This window comes from Brevibacterium sp. K11IcPPYGO002, assembly GCF_050920635.1.
Lineage (GTDB): Bacteria > Actinomycetota > Actinomycetes > Actinomycetales > Brevibacteriaceae > Brevibacterium.
On the sequence record NZ_CP131929.1, the window covers coordinates 2777515 to 2803408 of the forward strand.

The window sequence follows — 25894 nt, forward strand, 5'->3', positions numbered from 1 at the left end:
TCGGGCCGCCTCGGCGATCGGGTAGTGTTCCGGTCGTGACGACTCCCATTCCCGCCGAAACCGCCGACGATTCCCACCGCTACCGACCCGATCCGACCGTCCTCACCGCACTGACCTCTCCGAGGCTGCTCACCCGTGAGGTTCTGGCCGGACTCGTCGTGGGGCTGGCCCTCATCCCCGAGGCGATCGCGTTCTCGATCATCGCCGGGGTCGACCCGAAGGTCGGGCTGTTCTCCGCGTTCGTCATGGCCACCTCGATCGCGTTCCTCGGCGGACGTCCGGCCATGATCTCCGCGGCGACCGGAGCGGTGGCCCTCGTCATCGCCCCCGTCGCCCGCGAACACGGGATGGACATGTTCATCGCCACCGTCATGCTCGCCGGCATATTCCAGATCCTGCTGGCCGTGGCCGGGGTCGCGAAGCTCATGCGATTCATCCCCCGCAGCGTCATGGTCGGGTTCGTCAACGCCCTGTCGATCCTCGTCTTCGCGGCCCAGGTCCCCCATGTCATCGGGGTGCCGTGGATGGTCTACCCGCTCCTGGCCATCGGCATCGTCGTGCTCGTGTTCATGCCGAAGCTGACGAAGGTCGTACCGGCACCGCTGATCACGATCGTGGTCATCACCGGCATCGTCATCGTCTTCGCCATCGATGTTCCCACCGTCAGTGACCAGGGCGAACTGCCGCGCAGCCTGCCCGAACTCTTCATTCCTGACATCCCGCTGACCTGGCAGACCTTCACGACGATCGCCCCCTACTCTCTGGCCATGGCTCTGGTCGGCCTGATGGAGTCGCTCATGACGGCGAAACTCGTCGACGAGATCACCGACACGCACTCGAACAAGACACGCGAGTCCTGGGGTCAGGGAGCCGCGAACATGATCTCCGGCCTCTTCGGCGGCATGGGCGGCTGCGCGATGATCGGGCAGACGATGATCAACGTCCGCGCCTCGGGGGCGAGGACCAGGATCTCGACGTTCATGGCCGGTGCGTTCCTGCTCATCCTCGTCGTCGTGCTCGGCGACATCGTGGGCATGATCCCGATGGTCGCGCTCGCGGCGATCATGATGATGGTCTGCGTCGACACCTTCGACTGGCATTCCATCCGCCCCTCGACGCTTACGATGCTGCCGAAGTCCGAGACCTTCGTGATGATCGCCACCGTCGCGGTCGTCGTCGCCACAGGCAACCTGGCCATCGGCGTCGTCGTCGGCGTGTTCGTGGCCAGTGTGCTCTTCGTTCGGCGGGTGGCACACTTCGTCACGGTCGAACGCACGGTCGTGGCAGGCGCCCCGGACGATCAGGTCGATGCGGAGTCTCCGGTCGCCCCGCGCGACGAGACCGGTTCCGCCTCCGCCGAGGCGGTCGCCCGCTATGCGGTCCGCGGCGAACTCTTCTTCGCCTCCTCGAATGATCTGACCACTCAGTTCCGCTATACGCATGATCCCGATCGGGTCGTCATCGACATGAGCGAATCGCATGTCTGGGACGCGTCGACCGTGGCCGCCCTCGATGCGATCGTCACGAAGTACGAAGCCATGGGCACGCGTGTGGAGATCACCGGAATGAACGCGTACACCGAGACGCTGCACGCGCGGCTCTCCGGTGGGCTGGGATAGCTGCCCGTCGAGGCGGAATCCGGCCACCCGACCCCCGTTCCCTCGGGTACAGGGCCCGGTTCCCGAAGGTATCGAGCCCGGTTCCCGGGGGTGCACGGCCCGGTTCCCGAGGATAAGTGGGGCCAGATTGCCATTTTCGCGCCCGAAACGAGCAATCTGTACCCACTTAAGTCTCGTTGGCACGGCGCGCCGCCGGTCGGCTACACTGTGGGAGATGTCTCCCGCCATGCGCAATGCCGCTTTCCGCCCGAAAGTGTGGGTTCTCCCGCACTCGGGCACCAACGGCTACATCACTTCGTGGGGCGAGATGCAGTCGGGCACACAGCCGTTCGCACGCGGAGATCTTCCGCTCCGACCCTTGATGTGACGCTCCGACAGTTCTCATCTGCCGAGCCGACGACGTCCGCTCGAATCACGCACGTACGCTCAGCGTCGCCGAACTGAGCGCTGTCTGCACATCCACTCTTCGGGTCGAACTCTCTTGTCTGCCGACCACGAACGGGATCCCTGTGACCACCACCTCTGCAACCACCTCACGATCCGCCTCACCGAACACCCCGGGACAGCAGCTGTTCGGGGCACTCCGCCGCGACACCGTCGGCGGCGCGCTGCTCCTCATCGCCGCTGCTGCCGCTCTGATCTGGGCGAACTCACCCGCATCGGCTGCATACTTCGCAATCCGGGACTGGGAATTCGGCTATGAGCCCTGGCACCTGCGTCTGAGCATCGGACAATGGGCCGCCGACGGACTGCTCGCGGTCTTCTTCTTCCTCGTCGGCATCGAACTCAAGGCGGAATTCACCCGCGGTGACCTGCGGCGTCTCCGCACCGCCGTCGTCCCGATCGCCGCGGCGGCCGGCGGAGTCCTCGTCCCCGCCCTCATCTGTGCGGCCTTTCTGCTCACCCGTCCGGAGCTGCTGCGCGGTTGGGCCATCCCCACCGCGACCGACATCGCCTTCGCCGTTGCCGTCCTCGCGATCGTCGGCTCCCACCTGCCCAAGGCGCTGCGCCTCTTCCTGCTCACCCTGGCCGCGGTCGACGATCTGCTGGCGATCACCATCATCGCGATCTTCTACACCGAGACCATCGCGATTCTCCCCCTTGCCACGGCGCTCGGAGTCGCCATCGTCTTCGGACTCGTCGCACACCGCTTCCGCCGCGTCTTCGTCGACCGTGCCTGGGCAGCGTGGGTCGTTCTTCTCCCGCTCGGCCTCGTCGCCTGGGCGCTCATGCACGCCTCCGGTGTCCACGCAACCATCGCCGGAGTGCTGTTGGGCTTCATGATCCCCGCCGTCGTCGGTCGCAGCTCGACACGCACGGCCGGTGACGAACACGGTCGCTCCATCGACCTCGCCGAGGCGCTCGAGCACCGTATCCGACCGCTGTCGGCCGGTTTCGCCGTTCCGGTCTTCGCCTTCTTCGCCGCCGGTGTCGATATCGGAGGATTCCACGGTCTGGCCTCCGCGTTCTCCCATCCCCTGACCTACGGGATCATGACGGCACTGATCGTCGGCAAGCCGGTCGGCATCCTCGCCTCCACGTGGTTGGTCACCCGGTTCACCGCGGGTGTGGACCCCAGTCTGCGCTGGGCCGACCTCACCGGCATCGGGCTGCTTGCCGGCATCGGCTTCACCGTCTCACTCCTCGTCGCCGAACTCAGCTTCACCGCCGGTTCGGTCGAACACGACGTTGCGAAGGTCGCCGTTCTCAGCGCCTCGCTGCTCTCGGCCGTACTCGCCGCGCTCATCCTCACGGTCCGAAACGCCCACCACCGTCGCCGGTCTCAGGCGCTCCTTGCCGGTCTCAGGCGTGAGCGAGCCCGTTGACCTGCGAATGCGCATCGGACGATCGCCGGTTCCGTCACAGACTGTCGCACTGGGATTCGACACGGTCCTCGACAGCGCCGCCGGCCATGCCGCCTCAGGAATCGATGTCCGGCGTCGGCACTGCTGTCGGGTCGGCGTCGATCGTGATCCGGACTGCGTCGATGACAGTGTGATCGCGCAGCAGCTCCTCACCCGACACGGTCCAGGACTCTCCCTTCTTCTCTCCGCATGACTGGCCGCGCGGAGCGAAGACCTCACAGTCGACAGCGGTGATCGGTGCTGCTGACTCGATGACGAGGTCTCCGCGGTCCAGGGGACGGACGTACACGACGACGCCGCTGTCCTGTTCTCCGTTCAGGTCCGCGGCCGGCACCGCTGCTCCGGCAACCTCGTAGTCGAGGACACCTCGGTGAGATCCTACGGGGAGCCTGTCCGTGGAGAAGTCGATATCGACGGAATGCAGCTCCTTGTCGATGTGCGCCTCGCCTGCCGTCGAATCGATGGTTCCCTGCGGATTCGAATACTGTGCCCGCAGGTACGGAGGCAGCAGGGACTCGGTGTCGGGCAGACGGAATCCATCGTGGACTTCCCCGCCGAACCCCCATGCCGTATCGAGCGCGAGCTCGAGTTTCGTGTCCATCCGCACCGAGTAGCTGCCATCGGCGGCGATGCTGACGGTGTGCTCAGCAGACTTGCTGCGCAGCGGGTTCGGCGCGGCGTCCACACCGCCGGGTGCTGCGATCACAGCCGTGATCGTCACGGCCGCTGCGAGCGCCGCCGTGATGGAGAACGCGCGACGGCGTCCGAATCTCTGCCTCATCTCGCTCAGCCCTGCCTTTCATATGAGGGGATCGGGGACGCCGTCATTCCTGCAGGAGGGGTGAAGGCGATGATTTCGTGGCTGTCGGTCAGGGACTCCCGCCAGACCACGTGCGCGCCGGTACCAGAGTCATCAGCATCATCGACCCGAGCGAATGCTTCAGCGTCACAGCCGTCGCCGAGGTCGAAGTCGACGTTGTCGGCAGGACAGTAGACGGGACCGCCGGTGTCGATGTCGAGAGTATGCGTCTGCTGCGAGGGCTGACCATTGCCGATCGAGGGGACGGGCACGGCGAAGAACTCCTCGTCGGCAGCGGAGATGAACACATCGTCGAGGGCGTATTCGAACTCGACGACATGACGGCCTTCACTCCACTGCACGGACCCTCCGTCGGAATCCTGCGGGGTGAATTCGACGTGCACCGCCGGATGGTCGAAGCCTTTCCGCTCCGACTCGTCGACGTCGATGTTCAGCTCTCCGAGGGTCTTCGGTGAGTCCTGAGTCGAATCGTCCGAAGTGCTCAACTCGACTGCGCTCAGCGACGACAGTTTCGGCATCATCGCCAGCCGGCGGCCGGTCCGAGGATCTTCTCCCACTCCTGCATCACTGATCCACAGACCGAGAGGTTGTCCGTTCTCGGGTGGGGTTTCGAAGATCAGCCTTTGGCGGATCTGCACGGTCCCGTCTCTGTGCGGGGCCACCTCGGTGATGGTCTCCTGCGGGGTCAGCGCATGCTCGGACAGCCTCGTGGTCCCATGGTGGGGCGGTGTGGACCGCAGCACCAGCGCGGTCACGATCACGCCGATGACGACGACGGCGACCGCGGTGAATGCGAGGCCGACGAGGAGGAGCAACTTGGTCCGTGTCATGGTTCCAACGTAATATCGGGCCGGTGTCAGCGGAGGCACGAGCGGTGCCAGTCCTGGAACAACCGACCACAACTTAAGCAGGAGGTGCCATGCGATCGCCCATCCCGGATTTCCTCGATGAGACGCTCGACCGTTTCCGACCAGACCGGTCCGGCGAGAATGCGGACTACATCCCGGACCTCGCCGCAGCGGATCCGGAGAAGCTCGCGATCTGCATCTCGACCCTCGACGGCCTCGAATACACTTCCGGCGACGCCGACTTCGAGTTCTCGATCCAATCGATGTCGAAGCCCTTCATCTACGGTCTCGCCCTCGAACAGGAGGGCCTGGCCGGAGTGCTGGAGAACGTCGGCGTCGAACCCAGCGGTGAGAAGTTCAATGAGCTCTCCTTAGACAAGAAGTCAGGCCGCCCGCTCAACCCGATGATCAATGCCGGGGCCATGACGATCCACTCACTCCTCGGCGATCCCGGTGCAGGACTGGCCGAACGCACCGAGATCGTGCGCGCGGGCCTCTCCCGCTTCGCCGGCCGGGAGCTGTCGATCGACGAATCGGTGGCCGACGGGGAGTGGCGTGAGGCCTACCGCAATGTCGCCATTGCGAACATGCTCCGCTCGTACGACATCTTCTACGACGACCCCGACGAGGTGGTCCGCGGCTATATCGAACAGTGCGCGATCACCGTCACCGTCAAAGACCTCGCCATCATGGCCGCGACGCTGGCCGGCGGCGGCATCAACCCGCTGACCGGCGAACAGGTGCTCTCACCCAGGGTCAACCGGCAGGTGCTCGCAGTCATGATGACGTGCGGCATGTACGACGCAGCCGGCGACTGGATGACGGAGATCGGGATTCCCGCCAAGAGCGGCGTGTCCGGCGGTGTCTTCGGTGTCATGCCCGGTCAGGTCGGCATCGCCACGTTCTCCCCGCGCCTGGACAGGCACGGCACGAGCGTCCGCGGAGCGAAGATCTTCCAGGACCTCTCCGACCGTCTGAGTCTGCACATCATGGATGCGCCGGAACCGGCCCGGTCGATCATCCGCCGTGACCGTCGCTTCGTCGACGCACAGGGCAAGATGGTCCGCATCTGCAGCCTGCAGGGCCTCATCCAGTGGAGCGGTTCGGAGAACGTCCTGCGCACGATGGACGAGCCCGGCTCCAGCACGAACACCTTCGTCCTCGATCTGCGCCGAGTCAACGAGATCAACTCCGTGGCCCGGAGCATGCTCACCGAAGCGCTGTCGCGCATGAAGGACGACGGGATCCGCGTGGTGCTGCTCGACCCCGATGACATGATGCAGTGCAAGGGACCGAACTCCGCACTTCCGGGCGTGCAGATCCTCGATTCGCTCAAATCGGTCAAGGGACTCAAACGCATCCGCGACGATCGTCGCCGGGAGATGGCCGACCGGGCACACTGACAGCGGCTCTGGACGGTCGATGGGTCCCACTGACGGCGACGGCAGTTGGTCGACCGGCCCGGCTGACGGCGGCTCTGGACGGCCCGCAAGGATTTGATAAGGTGAGCCTTACCGAACCCCTGCGCCGAGGCGGCTCCGCACTCAGAGACCGACCGTGAGCGTTCAGGGGCACCCCGTTTGAGAAAGGCCGCCTGTGACGACCGCACCCGACACCCCCGAACGCACCGCACGCCCCGCCCGCGGGCAGGCGGTGCTCACTGTCCTCGAGAGGACCGAGGTCAGCCCGCATCTGGTGCGGCTCCGCCTCGGCGGCGACACCTTCGACAACATCAGCTCGAACGATGCGACCGACAAGTACGTCAAACTCCTCTTCGCCGATCCGGCGCATGAGCTCGCCCCGCCCTATGATCTGGCGCAGCTGCGCGAGCAGTCTCCCGAGAAGCTGCCGAGCCGGCGCACCTACACGGTGAGGGAGATCGACCTGGAGGAGAAGTGGCTGAGCATCGACTTCGTCATCCACGACGATGACGGAATCGCCGGGCCCTGGGCGAAGAGCGCGCAGCCAGGAGACACACTCGTCCTCTCCGGAGCCGGCGGAAAGTACGCCCCCGCTGCCGAGTCCGCCTGGCACCTGCTCATCGCCGACCACTCCGCGATCCCTGCCGTGAGCTCTGCCCTCGAGGCGATGCCTGCCGGAGCCACCGGGATCGTCCTGGCGTGTGTCACCGACGAAGCCGATCGCGTTCTGCCCGCAGCACCCGCGGGCATCGAAGTGAGATGGGTGGACTCGGACGAAGAGCTCATTGCCGCAGTTGAGGGGCTCGAGTGGCGTTCGGGCACCCCGCAGGTCTTCGCCCACGGCGAGCGCGAGACGATCAAGGTCATCCGCACGATCCTCAAGGACCGCGAAGTGCCGCGGGAGTCACTGTCGATCTCCGCCTACTGGGCCCGCGGCCGCGCCGAGGACCAGTTCCAGGCCGAGAAGCGCGAACCCATCGGCCAGATCGACTGATTTCCCTGCCTGGTCACACCGACCGCGCGAGTTGCCGTCGACCGCTCACGGCATACGTCGAGCGGTCGGCGGTGAGCTGAGCGGTCGGCGGTCGTGTGCGACCGGGTGTCAGCTGCGGCGGCGGGCGAGGAAGAAGGCCGCTGCGCCGAGTGCGATGAGACCGACAGCGATGCCGCCGAGGATGAGGTACTGGCCGAGGTCAGCGCCGGTGCGTGGCAGCGGGCCACCGTCGGCGTCAGCGTCGGATGCGCTGGAGGCTTCGGAGCTATCTGCGTTCGGGCCTGCGTCGGAGGCGCTTGCGTTCGCCCCGGCCTCAGGATCGGTGCCAGAGCCGGCGTTCGAGCCGGTTGCCGAGTCGCTGCCAGCGCCGGTGTTCGAGCCGCTGCCAGCCCCGGTGTTCGAGCCGCTGTCCGACTCCGTCCCGCCGGCGGCCGTACCTTCGGAGGCCGAGTCCGATTCGCTGCCCGAGTCGGATTCGCTGCTGGCATCGGCCTGGGCGGTGTCGTTCGCGTTGTCGTTGTCGTTCGCGCCAGAATCCTCGTTCGCGCTCGCATCCACATTCGCGCCCGCAGCATCAGCGCCGGCAGCGTCATCAGCGCCGGCATTCTCGTCGTCGCCGTCGCCCCCGTCGTTCGCGAGATCGGCGACCGAGTAGAGGCTCGTCGTGCCCGAGACCTCGTTGCCGACGACGAGCGCAGCCTCTCCCGTCGGCGACTCGTCCGCATTGAGGAACGTGATGCCCTCCGGCCCGAGGTCACCGGCGCTCGAGAGCAGCGCGGCCGGATCCGAGGCGTCCTCGATCTCGTCCTCGACAGAGACCGAGAAGTCCCGGTTGTTGAAGTAGGTCGCGAACTTCGGTGCGCTCGGCTCGCTGAGATCGAAGGCGGCGATTCCGCCGATGCGTTCGAAGCCGACGAAAGCGTAGGTCCTCTCCCCCACTTCACCGATGGTCAGCGCCTCGGGCTCGGGGCCTTTGTCGTCGCTGCGTCCCTCGAGGTTCGACTCGGAATGGTTGGAGTTGAAGAACTCGGGCACCGCCTCGGCAGTCAGCTTCTCGAACTCGTCCCCGGAATCGGCGACGAGCTTCCCATCGGTCGTCCACACGGAGAACGAGCGGGCGCCGAAGGCCACGAGCTCCTCGTAGCAGTCACCGGCGTCGTTGAGGCCCAGATCGGTGATGATATTCAATCGCCCGAGATCCTCGTCGCCGAGCTTGTCGGCCAGCGGCGAGGTCTCGCACACCGGCGCGAGTCCGTCCTCGCCGAGGTCCTTGACCCTGGCCGCGTCGACGAAGTCACCCCACTCCCGCGAATCGCCCTCGTTCGCGGTCACGAGGTAGTCGGTGCCGCCGGAGGTGAACGTCGAGATCGTGTCGGGCATGTAGGCACCCTTGAGACCCTCGTATTCGGTGATGTTCACGGTCGGGGCATCCTCGGGATCCCGGTCGGAGGCGTCGAGACCGTTGCCGGCCTGACCGTGGTCTTTCAACCCCAGCGGGAGGATCTCCTCCACCTCGGCCGTGGCAATGTCGACGACCGCGATCGCGTTCGCCTCCTGCAGGGTCGCGTAGGCCTTGTCCCCGGCGACAGTGATGTACTCGGGTTCGAGATTGCGCGAGATCGGCAGGTCCTTTTCGGGTGTGGGTCCGAAGATCCGCACATCCTCGGGCAGCGTCTTCGCACCGCCGTCCTCGAACTCGTGGAAGTCCGCGGTGTGCACGTCCGATTCCGACGGGGCGGCCAGCTCGGCGGGGAGATCGATGACGGACACCGAGCCCTCCGGGTCGGTCGAGAAATCGTCGGCCGGTTCGCCCTCGTTCGCGACCAGGGCGTGAGTGCCGTCCGGGGTGACGGTGACCATATCGGGCAGGGATCCGACGGGAACCTCGCCGAGGATGTCCGCCGCGGGGTCGTTCGCGTCGAAGAACATCACGGTTCCCGGCTGCGTCTTGTCCTGGCTCTCGAGGGCGATGACGCCGAGGCCGTCCTCGCGGACGGAGATCGAGTTCGCGACTCCCGTGCCGGTGATCTCGGAGACCTTCGTCGGGTTTGTCGGGTCCGAGGCGTCGATGACGTCGACGGTGGCGGCCTGGGCATTCACGGTGAAGACCGTGTCACCGTGGACGGCTGTGATCTCAGCGGCGGATTCGTCGAACTGTCCGGTCTCATGGGAGCCGAGGAAACCCATGTCGATCTGCGCGTCCGAGGCCGAGGAGCTGATCGGAGAGTCCACTTCCGCGGCGTGAACTGGGCTCGTGCTTGGCACCGTGCCGCCGACGGTGAAGCCGGTGGCCAATAGGAGGGCGGCGGTCGAAGCCGTCAGCGACTTCGCGGACAGTGGGATCGTCATCGGTTCTCCGGGATCGATTGGGCGTCGCGGGCCGATTGAACCCGCAAGCACTCATTCGTAGTCACCCGGAGTGGACCGGTTCCGAACCGCAGATGGACGGATGGTGAACTCGTCCGGCGCGGCGAAGACTCGCCGAGCGCTCACGTTGCCATCGCTGTACCAGGGTGTGCGGTGCGCGGTCGGCGGAGACGTCAGCGCTCGGCGCGGTTCGGGGTCAGCCGAGATCGAGGCGCTCGGCCACCTCGGCGACTTTCCGCTTCGCTGCGGCGTCGAGATCGCGGACCGGCAGCGGCAGGCTGCCTGAACCCACGAGCCCGAGATGGTCCGCGAGGGCGGCACTCACGCGCAGACTTCCGCCGAACTCGGTGAACAGATCCCACAGCGGCTGCAGCTCGGCGGAGAGTTCGCGGGCCAACTGCGCATTGCCGAGTTCCTCGGCTCGTGTGATCTCAAGCAGCGGCTCGGGGATGGTGCCGCCGACGGCCGTGTACCAGGCATCACAGCCGGCGATGAGGCCCTCAGCACCATGAGCGTCGCCGGAGATGCCGATGGTCGCCTCCTCGCCGATGGCGGCCCGGATCTCACCGATGCGCTCTTCCCATCCGGCAGGTGAGGCCGGAGTTCCGGGGATCTTGATCGAGGCCACTCCGTCGAGGGCCGCCAGGCGTGAGTAGAGCTCGGTGGTGAACGTGAAGTGCGTGGTGCCGGGGTTGTCGTAGACGACGACGGGCAGGTCGGTGGACTCGGTGACCGTGCGGAAGAGGGCGAACACCTCGTCCTCGGTCAGCGGCTGATAGCTCACCGGCGCCAGCAGCAGTCCCTGCGCTCCGGCAGCTTCGGCCGAGGCGACATTGGCCAGCACATCCCTCGTCCGCAGCGCCCCGACGCCGATGAAGACGGGGATGTCGAGAGCGGATTCGACCGCCAATGCAGCCACTCGGGCACGCTCGTCGGTGTCGAGATACGCGTACGAACCGGTCGAGCCCAATGCTGTGATCGAGTCGACTCCGGCGAGGACGAGGCGTTCGATGAGTCCGACGAAGGCATCCTCGTCGAGGCGATCATCCTTCAGCGGAGTCAGCGGGAAGGCGCTCAGCCCGGTGAACAGGGACAGGTCGTGGGTGTTCGTCAATGGTCCTCCTCGGGTGGACGTGGGCCACCGATGGCGCGAACCTTGTGTGGCGGCAACGAGCCTCGGGCGGCAGCAGCGGATGGGTCCGTCTGCGTTCAGTCTGCCAGGTCACTCGAGTGCGGACAGGTACGTCTCGAACATGTCGAACTCCGGTTGGGCGGAGGCGACTTCCACGGCCGCAGCACCCACGGCGTTGGCTGCCCGCAGTGCGCGTTCCGGTTCGATTCCGCTGGTCAGACCGATGGTCAGGGCCGCGCAGTAGGCGTCTCCGGCGCCGACTGCGCTCACGGGGGTCGCTTCCAGCGCCTCGGCGAAGGCGATCTGTTGGCCTCTGTGCAGCAGCGCCGATCCCTTCGCCCCATAGGTGACGGCCACGAGCTGCGCGGTCTGCAGCTGCGGCAGCTGGGAGTATTCGTACTCGTTGACGATGATGAGATCGGCACGATCGACCACCTCGGCGGGCAGAGGACGGGCGGGAGCGGCATTGACGGTGAGGAATCCGGGCACACGGTGGGCCAGTTCGACGATGAGGTCGAGGGGGATCTCGAGCTGAGTGAGCACGGCCTCGTCGGCACCGAATTCGATTCCCGCGAGGCTGGCTGAAGCATTCGCACCTTCGCACACGGCGATCTGATTCTCACCGGCGGCGTCGACCATGATGAGCGCGGTCCCGGTCTCGGCGGTCGCCTCGGCGATGTCATCGGTCCGGACTCCGGCGGCACGAAGGGCTTCGAGCATCGCTTTGCCATCGGAGTCTGGGCCGACCGCACCGATCATGCGGGTCCGCGCACCGAGGCGGGCGGCAGCTGCGGCCTGATTCGCGCCCTTCCCACCGGGCGATCGGGACAGTCGGCCGCCTCCCACGGTCTCACCGGCGGCGGGAAGTCGGGAGGTGGTGGCGGTGATGTCGGCGTTGATGCTGCCGACGACCGTCAGGGAGCAGTCGATGGTCATGGCCTCATTATCGACGATCGCGGGCGGGCCGACTATCGCGGGCGGGCCGACGATGACCGTCGGTGATCGAGGATGGAATGTCCCGGTGCCCGGTCGGCAAGGTTGGGCACACGGTGGGAAACCGCTGCCGATCGTGGGCACACGGCGGGAATGCAAGAAGCCCCGTGATCCGTTCGCACAGATCACGGGGCTTTCCGATCGGGGTGAGTAACGGGACTTGAACCCGCGACATCCGCGACCACAACGCGGCGCTCTACCAGCTGAGCTATACCCACCACATGCGCTGCGACTCAAGGCGCAGACAGCAAGATATATCGTAACCGCTCCCGCCTGACCCGGGCAAACCAGAATCGCCCCTCGAGCCCGATGAGACGCAGATCTCATTACGTGCAACGATTCAGTAGCGATCTATAACGGTTTCGGACAACGGGTAGGAGCACCCCCGGACATTCATTAGTATTGACTCGGCCCTGTCCTCGATAATTTTCAAGGAACCCTGTACATGCCTCGTGCGTTGATCTCCGTCTCTGACGACGGGTTCACCTACATCACCCTCAACGGGGCGACGAGTCGCTATTCGGACACCGGGCAGGCCATCTCTTACCTCGGCGACTATGCCCAAGAGACCGCGACTCCCCTAACCGTGACGATCGACGATGGGTCGAAGAAGACCGAGATCGGCATCGATGAGAACGGGAAAGTCGGGGCAGCCCCCACGCAGGACACCGGCGCCGAGGCGACCATGGACCAATCGTCCACCGTGGCGTCCGCGGATGGTTCGGCGCAGTCGGCCGGACTTCCGGAGCGTTCCGACCGGAATTCGAAGGACCAGAGCACGAACGGCCAGCCCGCGGGCAGGCAGAACGGCTTCGCGCCTCAGGACGACTCACCGGGGTCGAACGGTGACAGCTACCCGCTGGGCACCCCGTTCTCCGGACCGGCCGCGCCGGCCACGCCGACGGTGAAGAAGACCCCGGTGCGCAGACGGTCGGCCCGCAAACGTCCGCAGCGGCTGAAGAAGATCACCGTCCCCGGGCTCGTGCTCATCGGTCTGGCGATCCTCATGATCGGCGCATTCGTCGTTCCCAACATCGTCCCCGTCGACTCCCCCGACACCCCGCAGACGATCGGCTCGGAACAGCAGGTCAACCCCGCCTCCGAACTCTCCGTCGACAAGACCCAAGACGTTGTGCCCAGCTACGACAATTCCCCGGCATGGGAAGCCGAGGTGCCCAAACGCGCCTCCGTGACGGCTTCCGACCGCGGAGTCCTCCTCGTCAACGACAACCGCCTCGAAGTCCTCGACGCAGACACCGGCCGGTCTCGGTACAAGGCCAAGATCGACGAGTCCCCGACCTTCGCCGTCGACACCGTCATCGACGGGCGGCCAGCCCTGCTGTGGCAGTCGGGCGATACCGCCGAGGCGCTCTTCGACGGAAAATCGAAGCCGAAGACCTACCAACTGCCGGAGAACGCACGTATCACTTCGGCCGGCAAGAGCGTGCTCATCAAATCGGGCAACAAGCTCTCGACCTTCGGCGCCGACGGACTGGAAGACGTCCCCACCCCGCAGGCCGGTTCGACCCCGATGGCCATCGACGACGATGAACTCTTCAGTTCGGACTGGAACGGTCCGGTCAAGGCGAAGAACATCAAGACCGGTGACGAGCGCAGCATCAAACTCGAAAGCCCCGGCGACGACCTGAAGATCATCGACTGGATCTCGGCCGGCCACGGCAAGGCGATCACATTGTGGGGCGAGCAGGGTGCTTCGACGAATTCGGGCCACAGGATCCAACTCGTCGTCCACTCCCTCGACGACGGGTCGATCCTCTCGACCGTGACCACGACGACCGATATCGTCGGCGAGCAGTCCTGGGTGCGCGGACAGGCCGGAAAGCGCGCCTATATCGGCCCCTATCTCTTCGATCTCGAGTCGGGTCTGCTGCTCATGGACGTCTCAAGCCGCGACATCCATCTCTCCGAACCGCGCGGAACGATCGTGCCCTGCACCATGGACACGAACACCTCATGCCTGCTCGCCGGAAAGCAGGCGTTCAAGACAGACACCGACCTGCTGGCCGTCGTCGATGAAGGCAACGAGGCTCTGGTCCTCGGCAACGACTCGACCGTTCGGGCCTATACCAAGAAGTCCGAGACGCAGGATCGCTAGCTCCCGGCACAGGTCGCCGGTTCCCGGGAGGGAACGTCGGCCACGGGGCTTCGGCTCTGAACCGCCGCCCTGTCACGGATCCCGCGCCACGGCGAAACACGCCTACGGCTTTAACACATCTGGCCAAGACATTAAGATAGTGCCCGATGTGTCTGAACGTCATGTCCCCTTGACCCAATGAAGTCGGAATCCCCACCGCGAAGGAACGTAGTGCCAGTCTCACTCAGGTTCAGCCGCAGAGCCGCCGCAATCGGCGCCGCGCTTGCCCTGGCAGCACTGCCGATCTCGGCGACGTTCTCTCCCGCACTCGCCCAACCGAGTCCCACCCCCACGGCCGACGCCAGTACGAGTTCCGAGGCTGATGCTTCTGCGGGAACAGATTCCGCTTCAGGTGATGACGCAGATTCGACGGCAGACAGCGTGGACGGCACCGACGCCGATTCGAGCAGCGCCGACAACGGTGTGATCGACGTCGAGGGTGAGGCCGACGACAGCTCAGATCCGGGTCCCGATGACGACGGTGACAAGGCCTGCAAGGATCAGGAGTGGACCTCGGACGAACCGTGCGAAATCGACGGTGAACTCACCGCCGACTGGCAGAGCGTCGGCCATGAGCTTTCGGTCAAGCCGAACGACAATAAGCCCGGAACCCTGCCGAAAAGCTGGGTCGGAAAGCCTTTCAAAGCCCCCAAACAGGCAATGAAGCGCATTCCGGCACAATCGTCCGACACCGATTCCGCGGATTCGACCGCGAACGGCTCGGACACCGACGACAGCGGGCAGTCCGTTGCAGAAGCGACCGCTGCAGCAGCACCCACTGAATACCATTTCAATGACAAAGGTCAGATCGTTGCCGACGGTCAGACCGATGCGATGGACTTCGAAGAGTTCGCTCCCTCCGGGCCGGAACCCGCGTGGACGTTTGAGGTTAAGGACGGGACTATCGTCGTCACCGATGGGCAGCCCTACCCGGACGACGAGGATGGGGCCGATTCCTCCAGCGACCCGGACGATTCCACTTCAGACGATTCTGAGACCGGCGCTGAGAACGGCACATCGAACAGCGACCTCGCCGCATCAGAAGATGGGTCGACCTCGTCCGACGGCGACACTGCCGACAGCGACACCGGTGGCGGCAAGACCGCCGACAAGGACGGTGTCACCTCCGACGACGGCGCCGGAAGCGACCGTGAGGCCGGCAAGGACGGATCGTCCGCGGACAGCGAAGCCTCTGACGACAGCACTACCTCGACCGATGGCTCCACCTCATCGGATTCGGGATCGAAGGACCGCGCGAACACGTCTGGCGACAAGGACTCCGACGGCAGAGAAACCGACGCCGACACCGGTTCGGGCTCCGACGGCTCCCGCAGCAGCGATTCCGACAGCTCGGGTTCCGATTCGGATTCCGACGAGGACGAAGAGAAGGATTCGGACAAGGACGGTACTGATTCATCGGTCGGAGCCTCCGACGCCGACGGCACCACCCCCGACCCGTCGAACGGCAATGGCTCCCCGGACGACGAACGCGAAACCATTCCCGGCAACGCCGGTGACGAATGGCTGCCCGGTGACGGCGAGAACACCAAGCGCCCCGACTATTCGGACCCGGTGCCACGCAACCCCGAGGAGCCGGCACCCGAAGACGATACGGATCTCATCACGGGTGGAGATCAGCCGTCTCCGCGGGCCAATCAGAATCCGGCGACCTCGTTCGGCGAATCCATCATCTCCACGATCGTCAGCTCCTGGCCCGTCTTCGTCCTCGCCGCCTCCGGCATGGCCGCGGTCGGGTTCATCATCTACCTCATGGGTCGCCGCGGAAAACAGGACTGAGGTCGAATGGACCTCTTCGCCTCCGAACTGCGCGTGGTCGCCGCCGCAGAGGAACTCGCGCGTGGGCTCGGCGCCGATGAGAACCACACCGTCGCCGCAGCCGCGATGGACACAACCGGACGCATCCACACAGGCGTCAACGTCTTTCACTTCACCGGCGGCCCCTGCGCGGAACTCGTCGCGATCGGTGCCGCCGCGGCCGCGAACGCCGGCCCACTGGTCACGATCGTCGCAGTCGGGAACCAAACACGAGGAGTGCTGGCCCCGTGCGGACGCTGCCGTCAGGTCATCCTCGACCTCCATCCCGATGCGCTCGTCGTCGTTCCCGATGACACCACCGGCCAACCGTCGATCGCCCCAATCACGGCACTGCTCCCCCAGTCTTACCGGCATCCGGACTCTGCCCCCGCACGGCTGCTGCGATTCAATGCCCGCTACCTCGACGCGGTCGCCGACGGAACGAAGACGCTGACTGTGCGGTGGAACGAAGGCCACCGCACGGGTCCGGCTCTGGCGTACTTCGAGAACACCGCGCATGGCACGCTTCCCGTGGAAGTCACCTCGGTGATGGTGAAGGGACTCGACGAACTGCGGCTTGAGGATCTCGACCTCACCCGCCCGGGTGGGCTGGAGCGGTATATCGCCGGTCTCCGCGGCCACTACCCGACGATGCCCGCCGACGCGAACGTCGAGATCGTAAGATTCCGTCGAACCGCGGCCGATATCTGACACTCGCAGTGCCCAGCCGCTAAGCTGGACAGCGAAGCACTGTGGCACAAGGTCACAGACGCAGCAAAGCATTCTCGACCGGGAGGACTCGACCCGATGACTGACAACGTCTACACCTCAGATGTGACCGTCGACCAGGCGACAACCGCGCAGCTCGCGGAGTCGATCCGACTGCGCGAAGAGCGCATCGCCGAGAACATCGACGAGCTCGTCGGCCGCATCCACCCGAAGGTGCTGGCGACGCGCGCCGTCAACAAGGCGAAGTCCGAGGTCGTCGAGGAAGACGGCTCCCCCAAGCCCGAGATCATCGCACTCGGCGCCGGCGCCGTCCTCGGTGTGGCCGCCCTCGTCGTCGGACTCTCCGGTCGCAAGCGTGGCTGATGCCGCACTTCCGATCCGGATGCTCCATGACCGGATCCTGCTCGAACCCAGCGAGGAAGCCGGGGAACGCAAATCCTCGGCGGGCATCGTCATTCCCGCCACCGCCAGCATGGGCAGACGCCTCGTGTGGGGCAAGGTCGTGGCCGCGGGCCCGCATGTGAGGCAGGCCAACCTCGGCGACACCGTCCTCTACGACCCTGAGGAACTCGCCGAGGTGGAGCTCGAGGGACGCGCGTATGTGCTGCTGCGTGAGCGCGACGTCCACGCGATCTCCGAACCGGCCGAGCAGTCGAGTTCCGGAATGTATCTCTGAGATGCCGCCGGGCGTACGAGCGTCGGTGATGAGAACGCCGCGCCGGCTGGGCCCGGAACTAGACTCTCAATCAGTGGGTTCCGAGTCGCAGAGATCGCTGGGACAGGGACTCTGACCAGGGGTTTGCGACCTTCATCACAAAATCGAATATGGGCCGATCTCGGTTTGCATGATCGGTCGACACCTGAGTAATATTAATTCTCGTTGCGCAACGTGCGCGGCACGCGCCTCTAGCTCAATTGGCAGAGCAACTGACTCTTAATCAGTGGGTTCCGGGTTCAAGTCCCGGGGGGCGCACCACAGACTGAGAACCGCTTCTGACATCACGTCGGGAGCGGTTCTTTCGCATTCACCCTTGTCGGCCACCCTGCTCTCAAGTTCGGCTCACCCTGCTCTCACATCACCGGGTTCCTCTATGTGCAATTCAGAGCAGGGTGGACCGATTCGCCGGACTGCACCTGTTGCGGCGGCGTCCTGGTTGGGGACCACTCGCGAGCCGCACGGCCCGGCCCTTGGATGGCGGCGGCACCGTTTGAGTCGAAAGGCCCATGTTTGAAACTGTGCTGTCTGACTTCAGGTGGGCTGCCAGCAGATTCGGCTACGGTCAGGGGCAGGACGAGCGGCTCTCGGCACGGGCAGGGCCCGGTTCAGTCCTGTCCCGCGCGGGCGTAGGCGCCGAGCACTTGCCGCTCGGAATCTCCGAGGTAGGCGCCGAGGATCGTCGCCGCAGCCTCGGGACCCTCCGTGCGATAGACCTCGACGACCTCTTTGTTGCGACCGATGAACGGTGCATGGAGGAAGTCGAGGACCTCGACCTTGAGGAACGCCAATCGAAGCTCGGCGAGCACATTGGAAAACGACTGCATCAGCCGCCGGCTGTCCGAGAGCGAGACGACGGCATTGTGGAACTCCATATTCGCCGTCCCGACCTCGAGCCAGTTCTCTTCGGCGGCGAACTTCTCGGCGGCGTCGACAGCCGCCTCCATCCTCACGGCATTCGGGTGGTTGCGCGGAGCGTGCTCGAGCACAGAGCACTCGACGTGATGGCGAACTCGGTAGATATCGACGACATCGGCCGTGTTCGGCGACGCCACGGAGACGCCACGGTGCGGGATGTGCGTGACCAGCCCCTGCTCCCCGAGCACGCGGAAGGCCTCGCGCAGGGTATTGCGCGAAACATCGAACTCCTTCGCCAGCGCAGCTTCGGACAGCCGCTCACCAGGGCGCAGCTCTCCCGCGATGAGACGGTCAGTGAGCCTGTTGACCAGGGACGAATCGTGATTCACCTCTCCATCCTACTGAACCGACGCTGCAAACTCCCATCCGTCCGTCCACAATCTCACGAAGAAAAATGTGACTCCCGTCTATGTTTGTTCAACAATAAGTGCTAGATTGTTTACCACTTCACGTGTGCCAGGACACAGACATCGCTGTCCTCACCCCATCGGCGCACGCGAAGGACCTCATGACCACCAGACAGTCGGAGACTCCCATGTCACACGCACCGGAATCCCAACCGCCGGAATCGAGCTCGTCGGACGCAACCGCGTCGGGACGCGCCAATGCCTCGAGTGAGATCGGCTCGAAGATCAGCCGCAGCGCGATCGTCGGGGCCATCTTCCTCATGGCCACTTCGGCGATCGGTCCGGGCTTCATCACCCAGACGGCCACCTTCACGGCTCAGATGGGGGCGGCCTTCGCCTTCGCGATCTTCGCCTCGATCCTCATCGACATCGCCATCCAGCTCAATATCTGGCGGATGGTGACCTCCTCGGGCAAGCGCGCGGCCCAGCTGGCCTCCTCGGCCGTGCCGGGGTCGGGCATCCTCCTGTCCGTTCTCATCGTCATCGGCGGACTGGCCTTCAACATCGGCAATATCGCCGGCGGCGGGCTCGGCCTCAACGCACTGCTGGGCATCGACCCGAAGCTCGGCGGGCTGCTCACCGGTGTGCTCGCGATCGGCATCTTCCTGTTCAAACGCGCCGGAAAGGTCGTCGACACAGTCGTCCTCGTCCTCGGCATCGGGATGATCATCCTCACCTGCATCGTCGCCATCGTCTCGAACCCGCCCGTCGGTGAGGCGCTCAGACAGTCGATCGCACCCGACACCATCAACTTCGCCACCGTGACCACGATCGTCGGAGGCACCGTCGGCGGCTACATCACCTACTCGGGTGCCCACCGCTACCTCGACTCGGGCAAAACCGGCCCGGAGAACGCCGGTTCGGTCATGCGTTCGGCGCTGTCGGGCATCATCGTCACCGGTGTCATGCGCTACGTCCTCTTCCTCGCCATCCTCGGCGTCGTCGCCTCCGGAGTCGCCCTCGACCTCGACTCGAGCGTGGCGAACCCCGCCGGTCAGGCCTTCGCCGCAGTCCTCGGCGATGCGGGAATGCGCATCTTCGGCGCCATCTTCTGGGCCGCGGCACTGAGCTCGGTCATCGGCGCAGCCTACACCTCCGCGACCTTCCTCTCCGCCTTCTCCACGCGACTCAAGGGCGGTTGGCCGCTGCAGCTGGCGACCGTGGCCTTCATCGTCGTCTCACTCATCGTCTACCTCGCCCTCGGCACGGCACCCGCCACTCTGCTCGTCTTCGTCGGCGGCTTCAACGGCCTCATCCTGCCGATCGGTCTGACGATCTTCATGTACATCGGCTGGTTCAGGCCGCGCCTGCTGCGCACTGACAAGTACCCGAAGTGGTTGCTCATCATCGGCACCGCAGCAACACTGGTCACGTGGTACACGGCCACACAGTCCATCGGCCCCATCTTCGCCATGATCGGAATCGGAGGATGACATTGTCTGTCAACAGCGAACTGAGAATCGACCTCAACTCTGACCTCGGGGAGAACGTGCCCGACCGCGTCGTCAGCGACGATGCGGCCATGCTCGGCCTCGTCACCAGCGCCAACGTCTCCTGCGGGTTCCACGCCGGCAATCCCGAAGGCATCCGCGCCACCGTCGACGCCGCAACGAAGGGCGGAGTCGCCATCGGAGCCCACCCCGGATACGACGACTACGAAGGCTTCGGTCGTCGCGCCCTCGACGTGCCCGCAGCCACCCTGCAGGCCCAGGTCGAATACCAGATCGGTGCGCTCATCGGACTGACCACGGCCGTCGGCGGAGATGTCTCCTACGTCAAACCCCACGGCGGTCTCTACAACGCGATCGTCCACGACGAGGCGCAGGCGAAGGTCGTCGTCGACGCCGTCAAAGCCATCGATGATTCGCTGGTCTTCCTCGGACTCGCCGGCAGCGTGGCCAACCGCGTCGCCGCCGAAGCCGGACTGACCGTCGCCGCCGAGGCCTTCGCCGATCGGTCCTACAATCCCGACGGGTCCCTGGTCTCCCGGTCGGAGCCGAACGCGGTCCTCCACGACCCCGAAGCCGTGGCCGCCCGCGTCCTCCGGCTCGTCCAGACCGGACAGGTCGAAGCCATCGACGGCAGCCTCGTCGACGTCGACGCTCAGTCCATCTGTTTCCACGGCGACAGCCAGGGATCCATCGACATGGCCCGAGCCGCCCGCGACCTCCTCGAATCCGAAGGTGTTGCGATCGCCGCCTTCGCCGGAGCCGGACGATGAACGCTGCCGCCACAGGCACCACTGCCATGGACACGATGCGGGCTGTCGGCGCGGAAGCCCGTGCCCGCATCCGGGCTGGATTCGACGGCCCCACCTCGGGGATGGCACCTGGACTCGTCCAGGCCAACCTCATCTCCGTGCCCGCGGACTGGGCTTTCGACGTCCTCCTGTTCACCCAACGCAACCCGAAGCCGTGCCCGGTCGTCGACGTCCTCGAACCCGGACAGCTGGCATCCGCGCTGGCGCCGGGCAGCGATATCCGCACCGACATCCCCGGCTACCGGATCTGGGAGAACGGCGCCCTGACCGACGAAGTCACCGACGCCACCGGGGCCTGGGAGACCCACCCGGACCTCGTGTCGTTCCTCATCGGCTGCTCGTTCACCTTCGAGAACGGGCTCACCGAAGCGGGCATCCCGATCCGCCACCAGGCAGCCGGTCGCAATGTGCCGATGTACCGCACGACCACGGCCTGCCGCCCGGCCGGCCGGATCAGCGGAGACATGGTCGTGTCCATGCGCCCGATCCCGGCAACCCAGGTCGCCGAGGCGGTGCGCATCACCGATCGCTTCCCCGCCGTCCACGGTGCCCCGATCCACATCGGCGACCCGTCCCAGATCGGCATCGCTGACCTCGACGCGCCCGATTTCGGTGACGCCCCGGTCATCAACGACGGCGACATTCCCGTGTTCTGGGCCTGCGGAGTCACCCCGCAGGCAGCCATCCAGGCCTCGGGAATTCCCTTCGCGATTACACACTCACCTGGGAAGATGTTCATCACCGACGAGCCGGAAGACACCTACCGCCAATGACCTCGACCCCGCTGGCCAACACCCTGACCTTCCACACCGCCTCGAGGCGCCACCTCCTCGTCGAGTGCGCCGACCTGCCCGCGACGATGGCCCTGCACCACAGCCTCGAAGCCGCTGATCTGCCCGGCGTCACCGAACTCATCCCGGCCGCCCGCACAGTGCTGCTGAGCTTCGACCCCGCGCGCACGAGTGCCGAGACGCTGACCGAGGCGGTGCGCGGGCTCGGGCACACCGAGTCGGCCTCGGATACGGCCCGGGAGGTCACGATCGAAGTCCGCTACGACGGGGACGACCTCGCCGAGGTGGCCGACCTCCTCTCCGTCTCCCCCGCCGAGGTGATCAACCGCCACCAGGCCGCGACCTGGCAGGTCGCGTTCGCCGGCTTCGCTCCCGGCTTCGGCTACCTCGCCGGTGACGACGAGCTCTTCGACGTTCCCCGCCGCTCGTCCCCTCGCACGCGTGTGCCCGTGGGCTCGGTGGCTCTGGCCGGTGAGTTCACCGGTGTCTACCCGCGCTCCTCCCCCGGCGGCTGGCAGCTCATCGGACGCACCGATGCGACACTGTGGGATCTCGACAGACAGCCCCCAGCCCTGTTCGTACCCGGCACGATCGTGAAGTTCGCCGAGGCGGGGCGGGAGATCGTCGAGATTGCGGCGGAAGATTCTGCCGCAGGTGCGGAGGCGAGCGCCGATGTATCTCACTCCCTGAAGATCCTGCGCCCCGGTCTGCAGCTGCTCGTCCAGGATCTCGGTCGGCCCGGTTTCGCCTCGATGGGTGTCTCCGCCGCCGGTGCCGCCGACCGCTCCGCGTTGACTGACGCCAACCGTCTCGTCGGCAACGCTAAGACCGCCGCCGGACTGGAGAGCTTCGGCGGCGGAGTGCTCCTGCGCTCAGCGGGTGACGGCGTCGCCGCGGTCACCGGGGCCACCGGAACGATCACCGTGACCGCTGCCGATGGCACGGTTCTCACACCCCGCCTCGGCGAGGCCTTTGCCCTGGCCGACGGGGACGAACTCGAACTCGGACCGACCGAGCGCGGAGTCCGCCGCTGCCTCGCCGTGCGCGGTGGAATCGATGTCGACACGGCGCTCGGCAGCAGCTCCGCCGACACCCTGGCCGGGCTCGGTCCAGCCGCTGTCGTCAAGGACACCACGGTGGGTGTGCACGATCCGCGGACGGCGCCCCACCTCGTCGATCCCACTCCCACACCGCCGCGGAGCCTTCCGCAGCCGGGTGAGACGGTGACGCTCACGGTGACCCTGGGACCGCGTGAGGACTGGTTCACCGAGGCCGGAATCGACACGCTGCTGTCACAGGTATGGACGGTCACCCACGAATCCGACCGGGTGGGCCTGCGCCTGTCCGGTGAGGTTCCGCTCGAGCGGGCCCGCACCGGTGAGCTGCCCAGCGAGGGCGCGGTCACCGGTGCCCTGCAGGTTCCGCCGAACGGTCAGCCGGTCCTCTTCGGCCCCGACCATCCGCTCACCGGCGGGTACCCGATCATCGCCAGCGTCGATGATCTCGACCTCGCCGCACAGCTGCCTCCGGGTGTGAAACTGCGGTTCACCACCTCTGCCCGACCGACGCCGAACACCCGCCCGGCCGAGTCACCCCGCACCTCAGCAGCACCCCGCACCAACGAGAACGAAGGCTGAACAATGTCGAGAATCCTCATCGCCAACCGCAGCGAGATCGCCGTCCGCATCATCCGCGCCTGCGCCCAGCACGGGCACACCTCGGTGGCTGTCTACGCCGATCAGGACGCCGACGCCATGCATGCCCGGCTCGCCGACGAAGCATTCGCCCTGCCCGGGACGACAGCCGGTGAGTCCTACCTCAACATCGATGCGATCCTGACCGCTGCGAAGTCCGCCGGCGCCGATGCCGTCCACCCCGGCTACGGATTCCTGTCCGAGAACGCCGACTTCGCCTCCGCCGTCGAAGCCGCCGGGCTGATCTGGATCGGGCCGAACGCGGACACGATCACCGCCCTCGGCGACAAGGTCACCGCCCGTCAGCTCGCGCAGAAGGTCGGCGCCCCCTTGGCGCCGGGCATCGACCGCCCTTTGGAGAACGCAGCCGAGGTCGAGTCCTTCGCCGCCGAGGCGGGACTGCCGATCATCATCAAGGCCGCCCACGGCGGTGGTGGGCGCGGAATGAAGATCGTCCACGAGCTGACCGAGGTGGCCGGTGCCTTCGAATCGGCCACCCGTGAGGCCGTCGAGGCCTTCGGTCGACCCGAATGCTTCGTCGAGAAGTACCTCGAGCGTCCTCGCCACGTCGAGGTCCAGATCGTCGGCGACGGTCAGGGTCGGGTCGTGGCCGTCGGTGACCGCGACTGCTCCGCTCAGCGGCGCAACCAGAAGCTCATCGAGGAAGCGCCTGCCCCGGGACTGACGGCAGAGCAGCGCGAACGTCTGCACCGTTCGGCCGAAGCCATCTGCGCCGAGGTGGACTACCGCGGTGCCGGCACCGTCGAATTCCTGCTCGCGGCCGACGGCACCATGACGTTCCTCGAGGTCAACACCCGACTGCAGGTCGAGCATCCCGTCACCGAGGTGACCTCCGGGGTCGATCTCGTCGCCGAGCAGTTCCGCATCGCCTTCGGCCACGGACTGTCGCTGGAGTCGACCCCGCAGCCGGTCGGTCATGCGATCGAACTGCGCATCAACGCCGAGGATCCCGGCCGCGGATTCCTCCCGACTCCGGGACGCATCGATGTCCTCGATGTGCCCGGTGGCCTCGGTGTGCGCTGGGATTCCGGTGTGCGTGCCGGTGACACCGTGCAGCCGGCCTTCGATTCCCTCTTCGCGAAACTCATCGTCCACGGTCCCGACCGTGAGCAGGCGATCGCGCGCACCGTGACAGCGGCGAAGGAGCTCCACGTCGAGGGCCCGGCCACAGTGGTGCCGTGCTCTCTGGCGATCCTGCGTGATGAGGCATTCACCGGTCTCGGCGTCGCCGGTGTCGACGGCATCCACACCCAGTGGATCGAAGCCGAGCGGCTGCCGCGCTTCGAGACACAGCAGCGCCCGGCCCCGGTCGCCGACGGTCAGATGCAGCGCATGTCGATCGAGATCGACGGGAAGCTGACCACCATCGGACTGCCCGCCGGACTGCTCGCAGCCCTCGGCTCGGTCGGTGGGACCGGTCAGGGCAACACCGGCCAGGGCGGTGAGGGCGGTGCTGCTGGGACCGGTGGGGCCGCCTCGGCGAGTGCCGGGGATGTCACCGCGCCCGTGCCGGGCAGCCTCGTGGATTTCCTCGTCGAGGATGGCGCACAGGTAGCGGCCGGTGACGAGGTCGCGGTGCTGTCGGCGATGAAGATGGAGACCCGGGTCGAAGCCCCGGTCGCGGGAACGCTGCGCCAGGTCGCGGCCGTCGGCGACGTCGTGGCGGTCGGACAGGCCATCGCACGGGTCGACTGAGACGGCGAGCCGCCTCGGCGAAAGGATCGGTCGAGGTGGTTGCGTGCATCGGTCGAGGCATCGGGCCCGGCAACGGAATAGAGTGGTGGTCAGCAATGGTTGTCCACCACGGAGACCACCCCAATCAGGAGGAGCATTCATGTCACGTCTGTCGGTCGGCGACACCGCCCCGGAGTTCACCCTCGTCAACCAGGACGGGAAGTCCGTGAGCCTCAGCGATTTCCGAGGTCAGCGGGTCGTCGTGTACTTCTACCCGGCCGCTATGACCCCGGGCTGCACGACCGAGGCCTGCGATTTCCGGGACTCGCTGTCGGCACTCAAAGCCGCCGGAATCGCCGTCGTCGGCATCTCCCCGGACAAGCCGGAGAAGCTGCAGCAGTTCATCGAGAAGGAAGGTCTCAACTTCGACCTCCTCTCCGATGAAGACAAGACGATGATGACCGAGTGGGGTGCCTTCGGCGAGAAGAAGAACTACGGCAAGGTCGTCCAGGGCGTCATCCGCTCGACCGTCGTCGTCGATGCCGAGGGCAAGGTCGAACTCGCCCAGTACAACGTCAAGGCCACCGGACACGTCGCCCGCGTGCGCAAGGAGCTCGGCATCGACGCTGCCTGAGTCGACTGCGGCTTCGTCGCAT

At 66.1% G+C, this 25894-nt stretch carries 21 protein-coding genes and 2 tRNA genes; 16 read left to right on the forward strand and 7 right to left on the reverse strand.

Annotated features, from left to right (window positions below):
• The first annotated feature begins 35 nt into the window (after window positions 1–35).
• Window positions 36–1619, forward strand: a complete 1584-nt coding sequence (locus QYM46_RS12580; RefSeq protein WP_432789180.1) for a SulP family inorganic anion transporter — start codon at window positions 36–38, stop codon at window positions 1617–1619.
• A gap of 509 nt (window positions 1620–2128) precedes the next feature.
• Entirely contained in the window at window positions 2129–3445 is a 1317-nt protein-coding gene (gene nhaA / locus QYM46_RS12585; protein ID WP_432789181.1) for a Na+/H+ antiporter NhaA, read from the forward strand.
• Between the two features lie 94 nt (window positions 3446–3539).
• Here nhaA and QYM46_RS12590 read toward each other — a convergent pair whose 3' ends face one another.
• On the reverse strand, window positions 3540–4265 hold the full coding sequence (locus QYM46_RS12590) for a hypothetical protein (RefSeq protein WP_432789182.1): 726 nt from the start codon (window positions 4263–4265) through the stop codon (window positions 3540–3542).
• Window positions 4266–4270: 5 nt separating this feature from the next.
• A complete protein-coding gene (locus tag QYM46_RS12595) occupies window positions 4271–5134 on the reverse strand; it encodes a hypothetical protein (RefSeq protein WP_432789183.1) in 864 nt (287 codons plus the stop codon).
• Between the two features lie 89 nt (window positions 5135–5223).
• On the opposite strand from QYM46_RS12595, the gene QYM46_RS12600 reads away from it, so the two are divergent.
• Window positions 5224–6555 carry a glutaminase gene (locus tag QYM46_RS12600; protein WP_169252777.1) on the forward strand — a complete coding sequence of 444 codons (1332 nt, stop codon included), beginning with the start codon at window positions 5224–5226 and terminating at the stop codon, window positions 6553–6555.
• A 193-nt stretch (window positions 6556–6748) separates the two neighbouring features.
• Window positions 6749–7567, forward strand: a complete 819-nt coding sequence (locus QYM46_RS12605; protein ID WP_432789184.1) for a siderophore-interacting protein — start codon at window positions 6749–6751, stop codon at window positions 7565–7567.
• Between the two features lie 108 nt (window positions 7568–7675).
• Here QYM46_RS12605 and QYM46_RS12610 read toward each other — a convergent pair whose 3' ends face one another.
• From QYM46_RS12610 to QYM46_RS12625, 4 genes are all read right to left on the reverse strand, one after another.
• On the reverse strand, window positions 7676–9916 hold the full coding sequence (locus QYM46_RS12610) for a choice-of-anchor I family protein (protein WP_432789185.1): 2241 nt from the start codon (window positions 9914–9916) through the stop codon (window positions 7676–7678).
• A 214-nt stretch (window positions 9917–10130) separates the two neighbouring features.
• Complete coding sequence (locus QYM46_RS12615; protein WP_432789186.1) at window positions 10131–11048, reverse strand: dihydrodipicolinate synthase family protein; 918 nt, start codon at window positions 11046–11048, stop codon at window positions 10131–10133.
• 108 nt (window positions 11049–11156) lie between these two features.
• On the reverse strand, window positions 11157–12002 hold the full coding sequence (locus QYM46_RS12620; RefSeq protein WP_432789187.1) for a PfkB family carbohydrate kinase: 846 nt from the start codon (window positions 12000–12002) through the stop codon (window positions 11157–11159).
• Between the two features lie 202 nt (window positions 12003–12204).
• A tRNA-His gene (locus tag QYM46_RS12625) sits at window positions 12205–12277 on the reverse strand.
• 227 nt (window positions 12278–12504) lie between these two features.
• On the opposite strand from QYM46_RS12625, the gene QYM46_RS12630 reads away from it, so the two are divergent.
• The 6 genes from QYM46_RS12630 (at window position 12505) to QYM46_RS12655 (ending at window position 17734) form a co-directional block, all read left to right on the forward strand.
• The gene (locus tag QYM46_RS12630; protein WP_169252781.1) at window positions 12505–14175 is read left to right on the forward strand and encodes a hypothetical protein; all 1671 of its coding nucleotides are present in this window, start codon (window positions 12505–12507) and stop codon (window positions 14173–14175) included.
• Between the two features lie 210 nt (window positions 14176–14385).
• Window positions 14386–16011 (forward strand): hypothetical protein, encoded by a 1626-nt coding sequence (locus QYM46_RS12635; RefSeq protein ID WP_432789188.1) that lies wholly within the window; start codon window positions 14386–14388, stop codon window positions 16009–16011.
• Window positions 16012–16017: 6 nt separating this feature from the next.
• Window positions 16018–16740: an ASCH domain-containing protein gene (locus tag QYM46_RS12640; RefSeq protein WP_432789189.1), complete on the forward strand. Its 723-nt coding sequence runs from the start codon at window positions 16018–16020 to the stop codon at window positions 16738–16740.
• 96 nt (window positions 16741–16836) lie between these two features.
• Entirely contained in the window at window positions 16837–17121 is a 285-nt protein-coding gene (locus QYM46_RS12645) for a DUF3618 domain-containing protein (RefSeq protein ID WP_025778633.1), read from the forward strand.
• Complete coding sequence (locus QYM46_RS12650) at window positions 17114–17434, forward strand: GroES family chaperonin (protein ID WP_135808739.1); 321 nt, start codon at window positions 17114–17116, stop codon at window positions 17432–17434. The genes QYM46_RS12645 and QYM46_RS12650 overlap by 8 nt, the downstream gene beginning before the upstream one ends.
• Before the next feature lie 224 nt (window positions 17435–17658).
• A tRNA-Lys gene (locus tag QYM46_RS12655) sits at window positions 17659–17734 on the forward strand.
• Window positions 17735–18081: 347 nt separating this feature from the next.
• Here the strand turns inward: QYM46_RS12655 and QYM46_RS12660 are convergent.
• Entirely contained in the window at window positions 18082–18720 is a 639-nt protein-coding gene (locus QYM46_RS12660; protein ID WP_432789190.1) for a GntR family transcriptional regulator, read from the reverse strand.
• A 179-nt stretch (window positions 18721–18899) separates the two neighbouring features.
• On the opposite strand from QYM46_RS12660, the gene QYM46_RS12665 reads away from it, so the two are divergent.
• From QYM46_RS12665 to bcp, 6 genes are all read left to right on the forward strand, one after another.
• Window positions 18900–20231 (forward strand): NRAMP family divalent metal transporter, encoded by a 1332-nt coding sequence (locus QYM46_RS12665; RefSeq protein WP_432789191.1) that lies wholly within the window; start codon window positions 18900–18902, stop codon window positions 20229–20231.
• 2 nt (window positions 20232–20233) lie between these two features.
• Window positions 20234–21019, forward strand: coding sequence for a LamB/YcsF family protein (locus QYM46_RS12670; protein ID WP_432789192.1), 786 nt, complete (start codon window positions 20234–20236; stop codon window positions 21017–21019).
• Window positions 21016–21831 (forward strand): putative hydro-lyase, encoded by an 816-nt coding sequence (locus tag QYM46_RS12675; protein ID WP_432789193.1) that lies wholly within the window; start codon window positions 21016–21018, stop codon window positions 21829–21831. Before QYM46_RS12670 ends, QYM46_RS12675 begins: the two co-directional genes overlap by 4 nt.
• A complete protein-coding gene (locus tag QYM46_RS12680; protein WP_432789194.1) occupies window positions 21828–23486 on the forward strand; it encodes a carboxyltransferase domain-containing protein in 1659 nt (552 codons plus the stop codon). The genes QYM46_RS12675 and QYM46_RS12680 overlap by 4 nt, the downstream gene beginning before the upstream one ends.
• Window positions 23487–23489: 3 nt before the next feature.
• Window positions 23490–25259 carry a biotin carboxylase N-terminal domain-containing protein gene (locus QYM46_RS12685; RefSeq protein ID WP_432789195.1) on the forward strand — a complete coding sequence of 590 codons (1770 nt, stop codon included), beginning with the start codon at window positions 23490–23492 and terminating at the stop codon, window positions 25257–25259.
• A gap of 139 nt (window positions 25260–25398) precedes the next feature.
• Window positions 25399–25872, forward strand: a complete 474-nt coding sequence (bcp, locus tag QYM46_RS12690; protein ID WP_101553572.1) for a thioredoxin-dependent thiol peroxidase — start codon at window positions 25399–25401, stop codon at window positions 25870–25872.
• Window positions 25873–25894: the final 22 nt, after the last annotated feature.

What these genes read in the sequence shown, in the direction of transcription:
- QYM46_RS12630 (WP_169252781.1), top strand. Translation starts at nt 12,505, where the DNA reads ATGCCTCGTGCGTTGATCTCCGTCTCTGACGACGGGTTCACCTACATC.
- QYM46_RS12665 (WP_432789191.1), top strand. Translation starts at nt 18,900, where the DNA reads ATGACCACCAGACAGTCGGAGACTCCCATGTCACACGCACCGGAATCC.
- QYM46_RS12595 (WP_432789183.1), bottom strand. Translation starts at nt 5,134, where the DNA reads ATGACACGGACCAAGTTGCTCCTCCTCGTCGGCCTCGCATTCACCGCG.
- QYM46_RS12590 (WP_432789182.1), bottom strand. Translation starts at nt 4,265, where the DNA reads ATGAGGCAGAGATTCGGACGCCGTCGCGCGTTCTCCATCACGGCGGCG.
- QYM46_RS12685 (WP_432789195.1), top strand. Translation starts at nt 23,490, where the DNA reads ATGTCGAGAATCCTCATCGCCAACCGCAGCGAGATCGCCGTCCGCATC.
- bcp (WP_101553572.1), top strand. Translation starts at nt 25,399, where the DNA reads ATGTCACGTCTGTCGGTCGGCGACACCGCCCCGGAGTTCACCCTCGTC.
- QYM46_RS12680 (WP_432789194.1), top strand. Translation starts at nt 21,828, where the DNA reads ATGACCTCGACCCCGCTGGCCAACACCCTGACCTTCCACACCGCCTCG.
- QYM46_RS12640 (WP_432789189.1), top strand. Translation starts at nt 16,018, where the DNA reads ATGGACCTCTTCGCCTCCGAACTGCGCGTGGTCGCCGCCGCAGAGGAA.
- QYM46_RS12645 (WP_025778633.1), top strand. Translation starts at nt 16,837, where the DNA reads ATGACTGACAACGTCTACACCTCAGATGTGACCGTCGACCAGGCGACA.
- QYM46_RS12620 (WP_432789187.1), bottom strand. Translation starts at nt 12,002, where the DNA reads ATGACCATCGACTGCTCCCTGACGGTCGTCGGCAGCATCAACGCCGAC.
- QYM46_RS12600 (WP_169252777.1), top strand. Translation starts at nt 5,224, where the DNA reads ATGCGATCGCCCATCCCGGATTTCCTCGATGAGACGCTCGACCGTTTC.
- QYM46_RS12610 (WP_432789185.1), bottom strand. Translation starts at nt 9,916, where the DNA reads ATGACGATCCCACTGTCCGCGAAGTCGCTGACGGCTTCGACCGCCGCC.
- QYM46_RS12675 (WP_432789193.1), top strand. Translation starts at nt 21,016, where the DNA reads ATGAACGCTGCCGCCACAGGCACCACTGCCATGGACACGATGCGGGCT.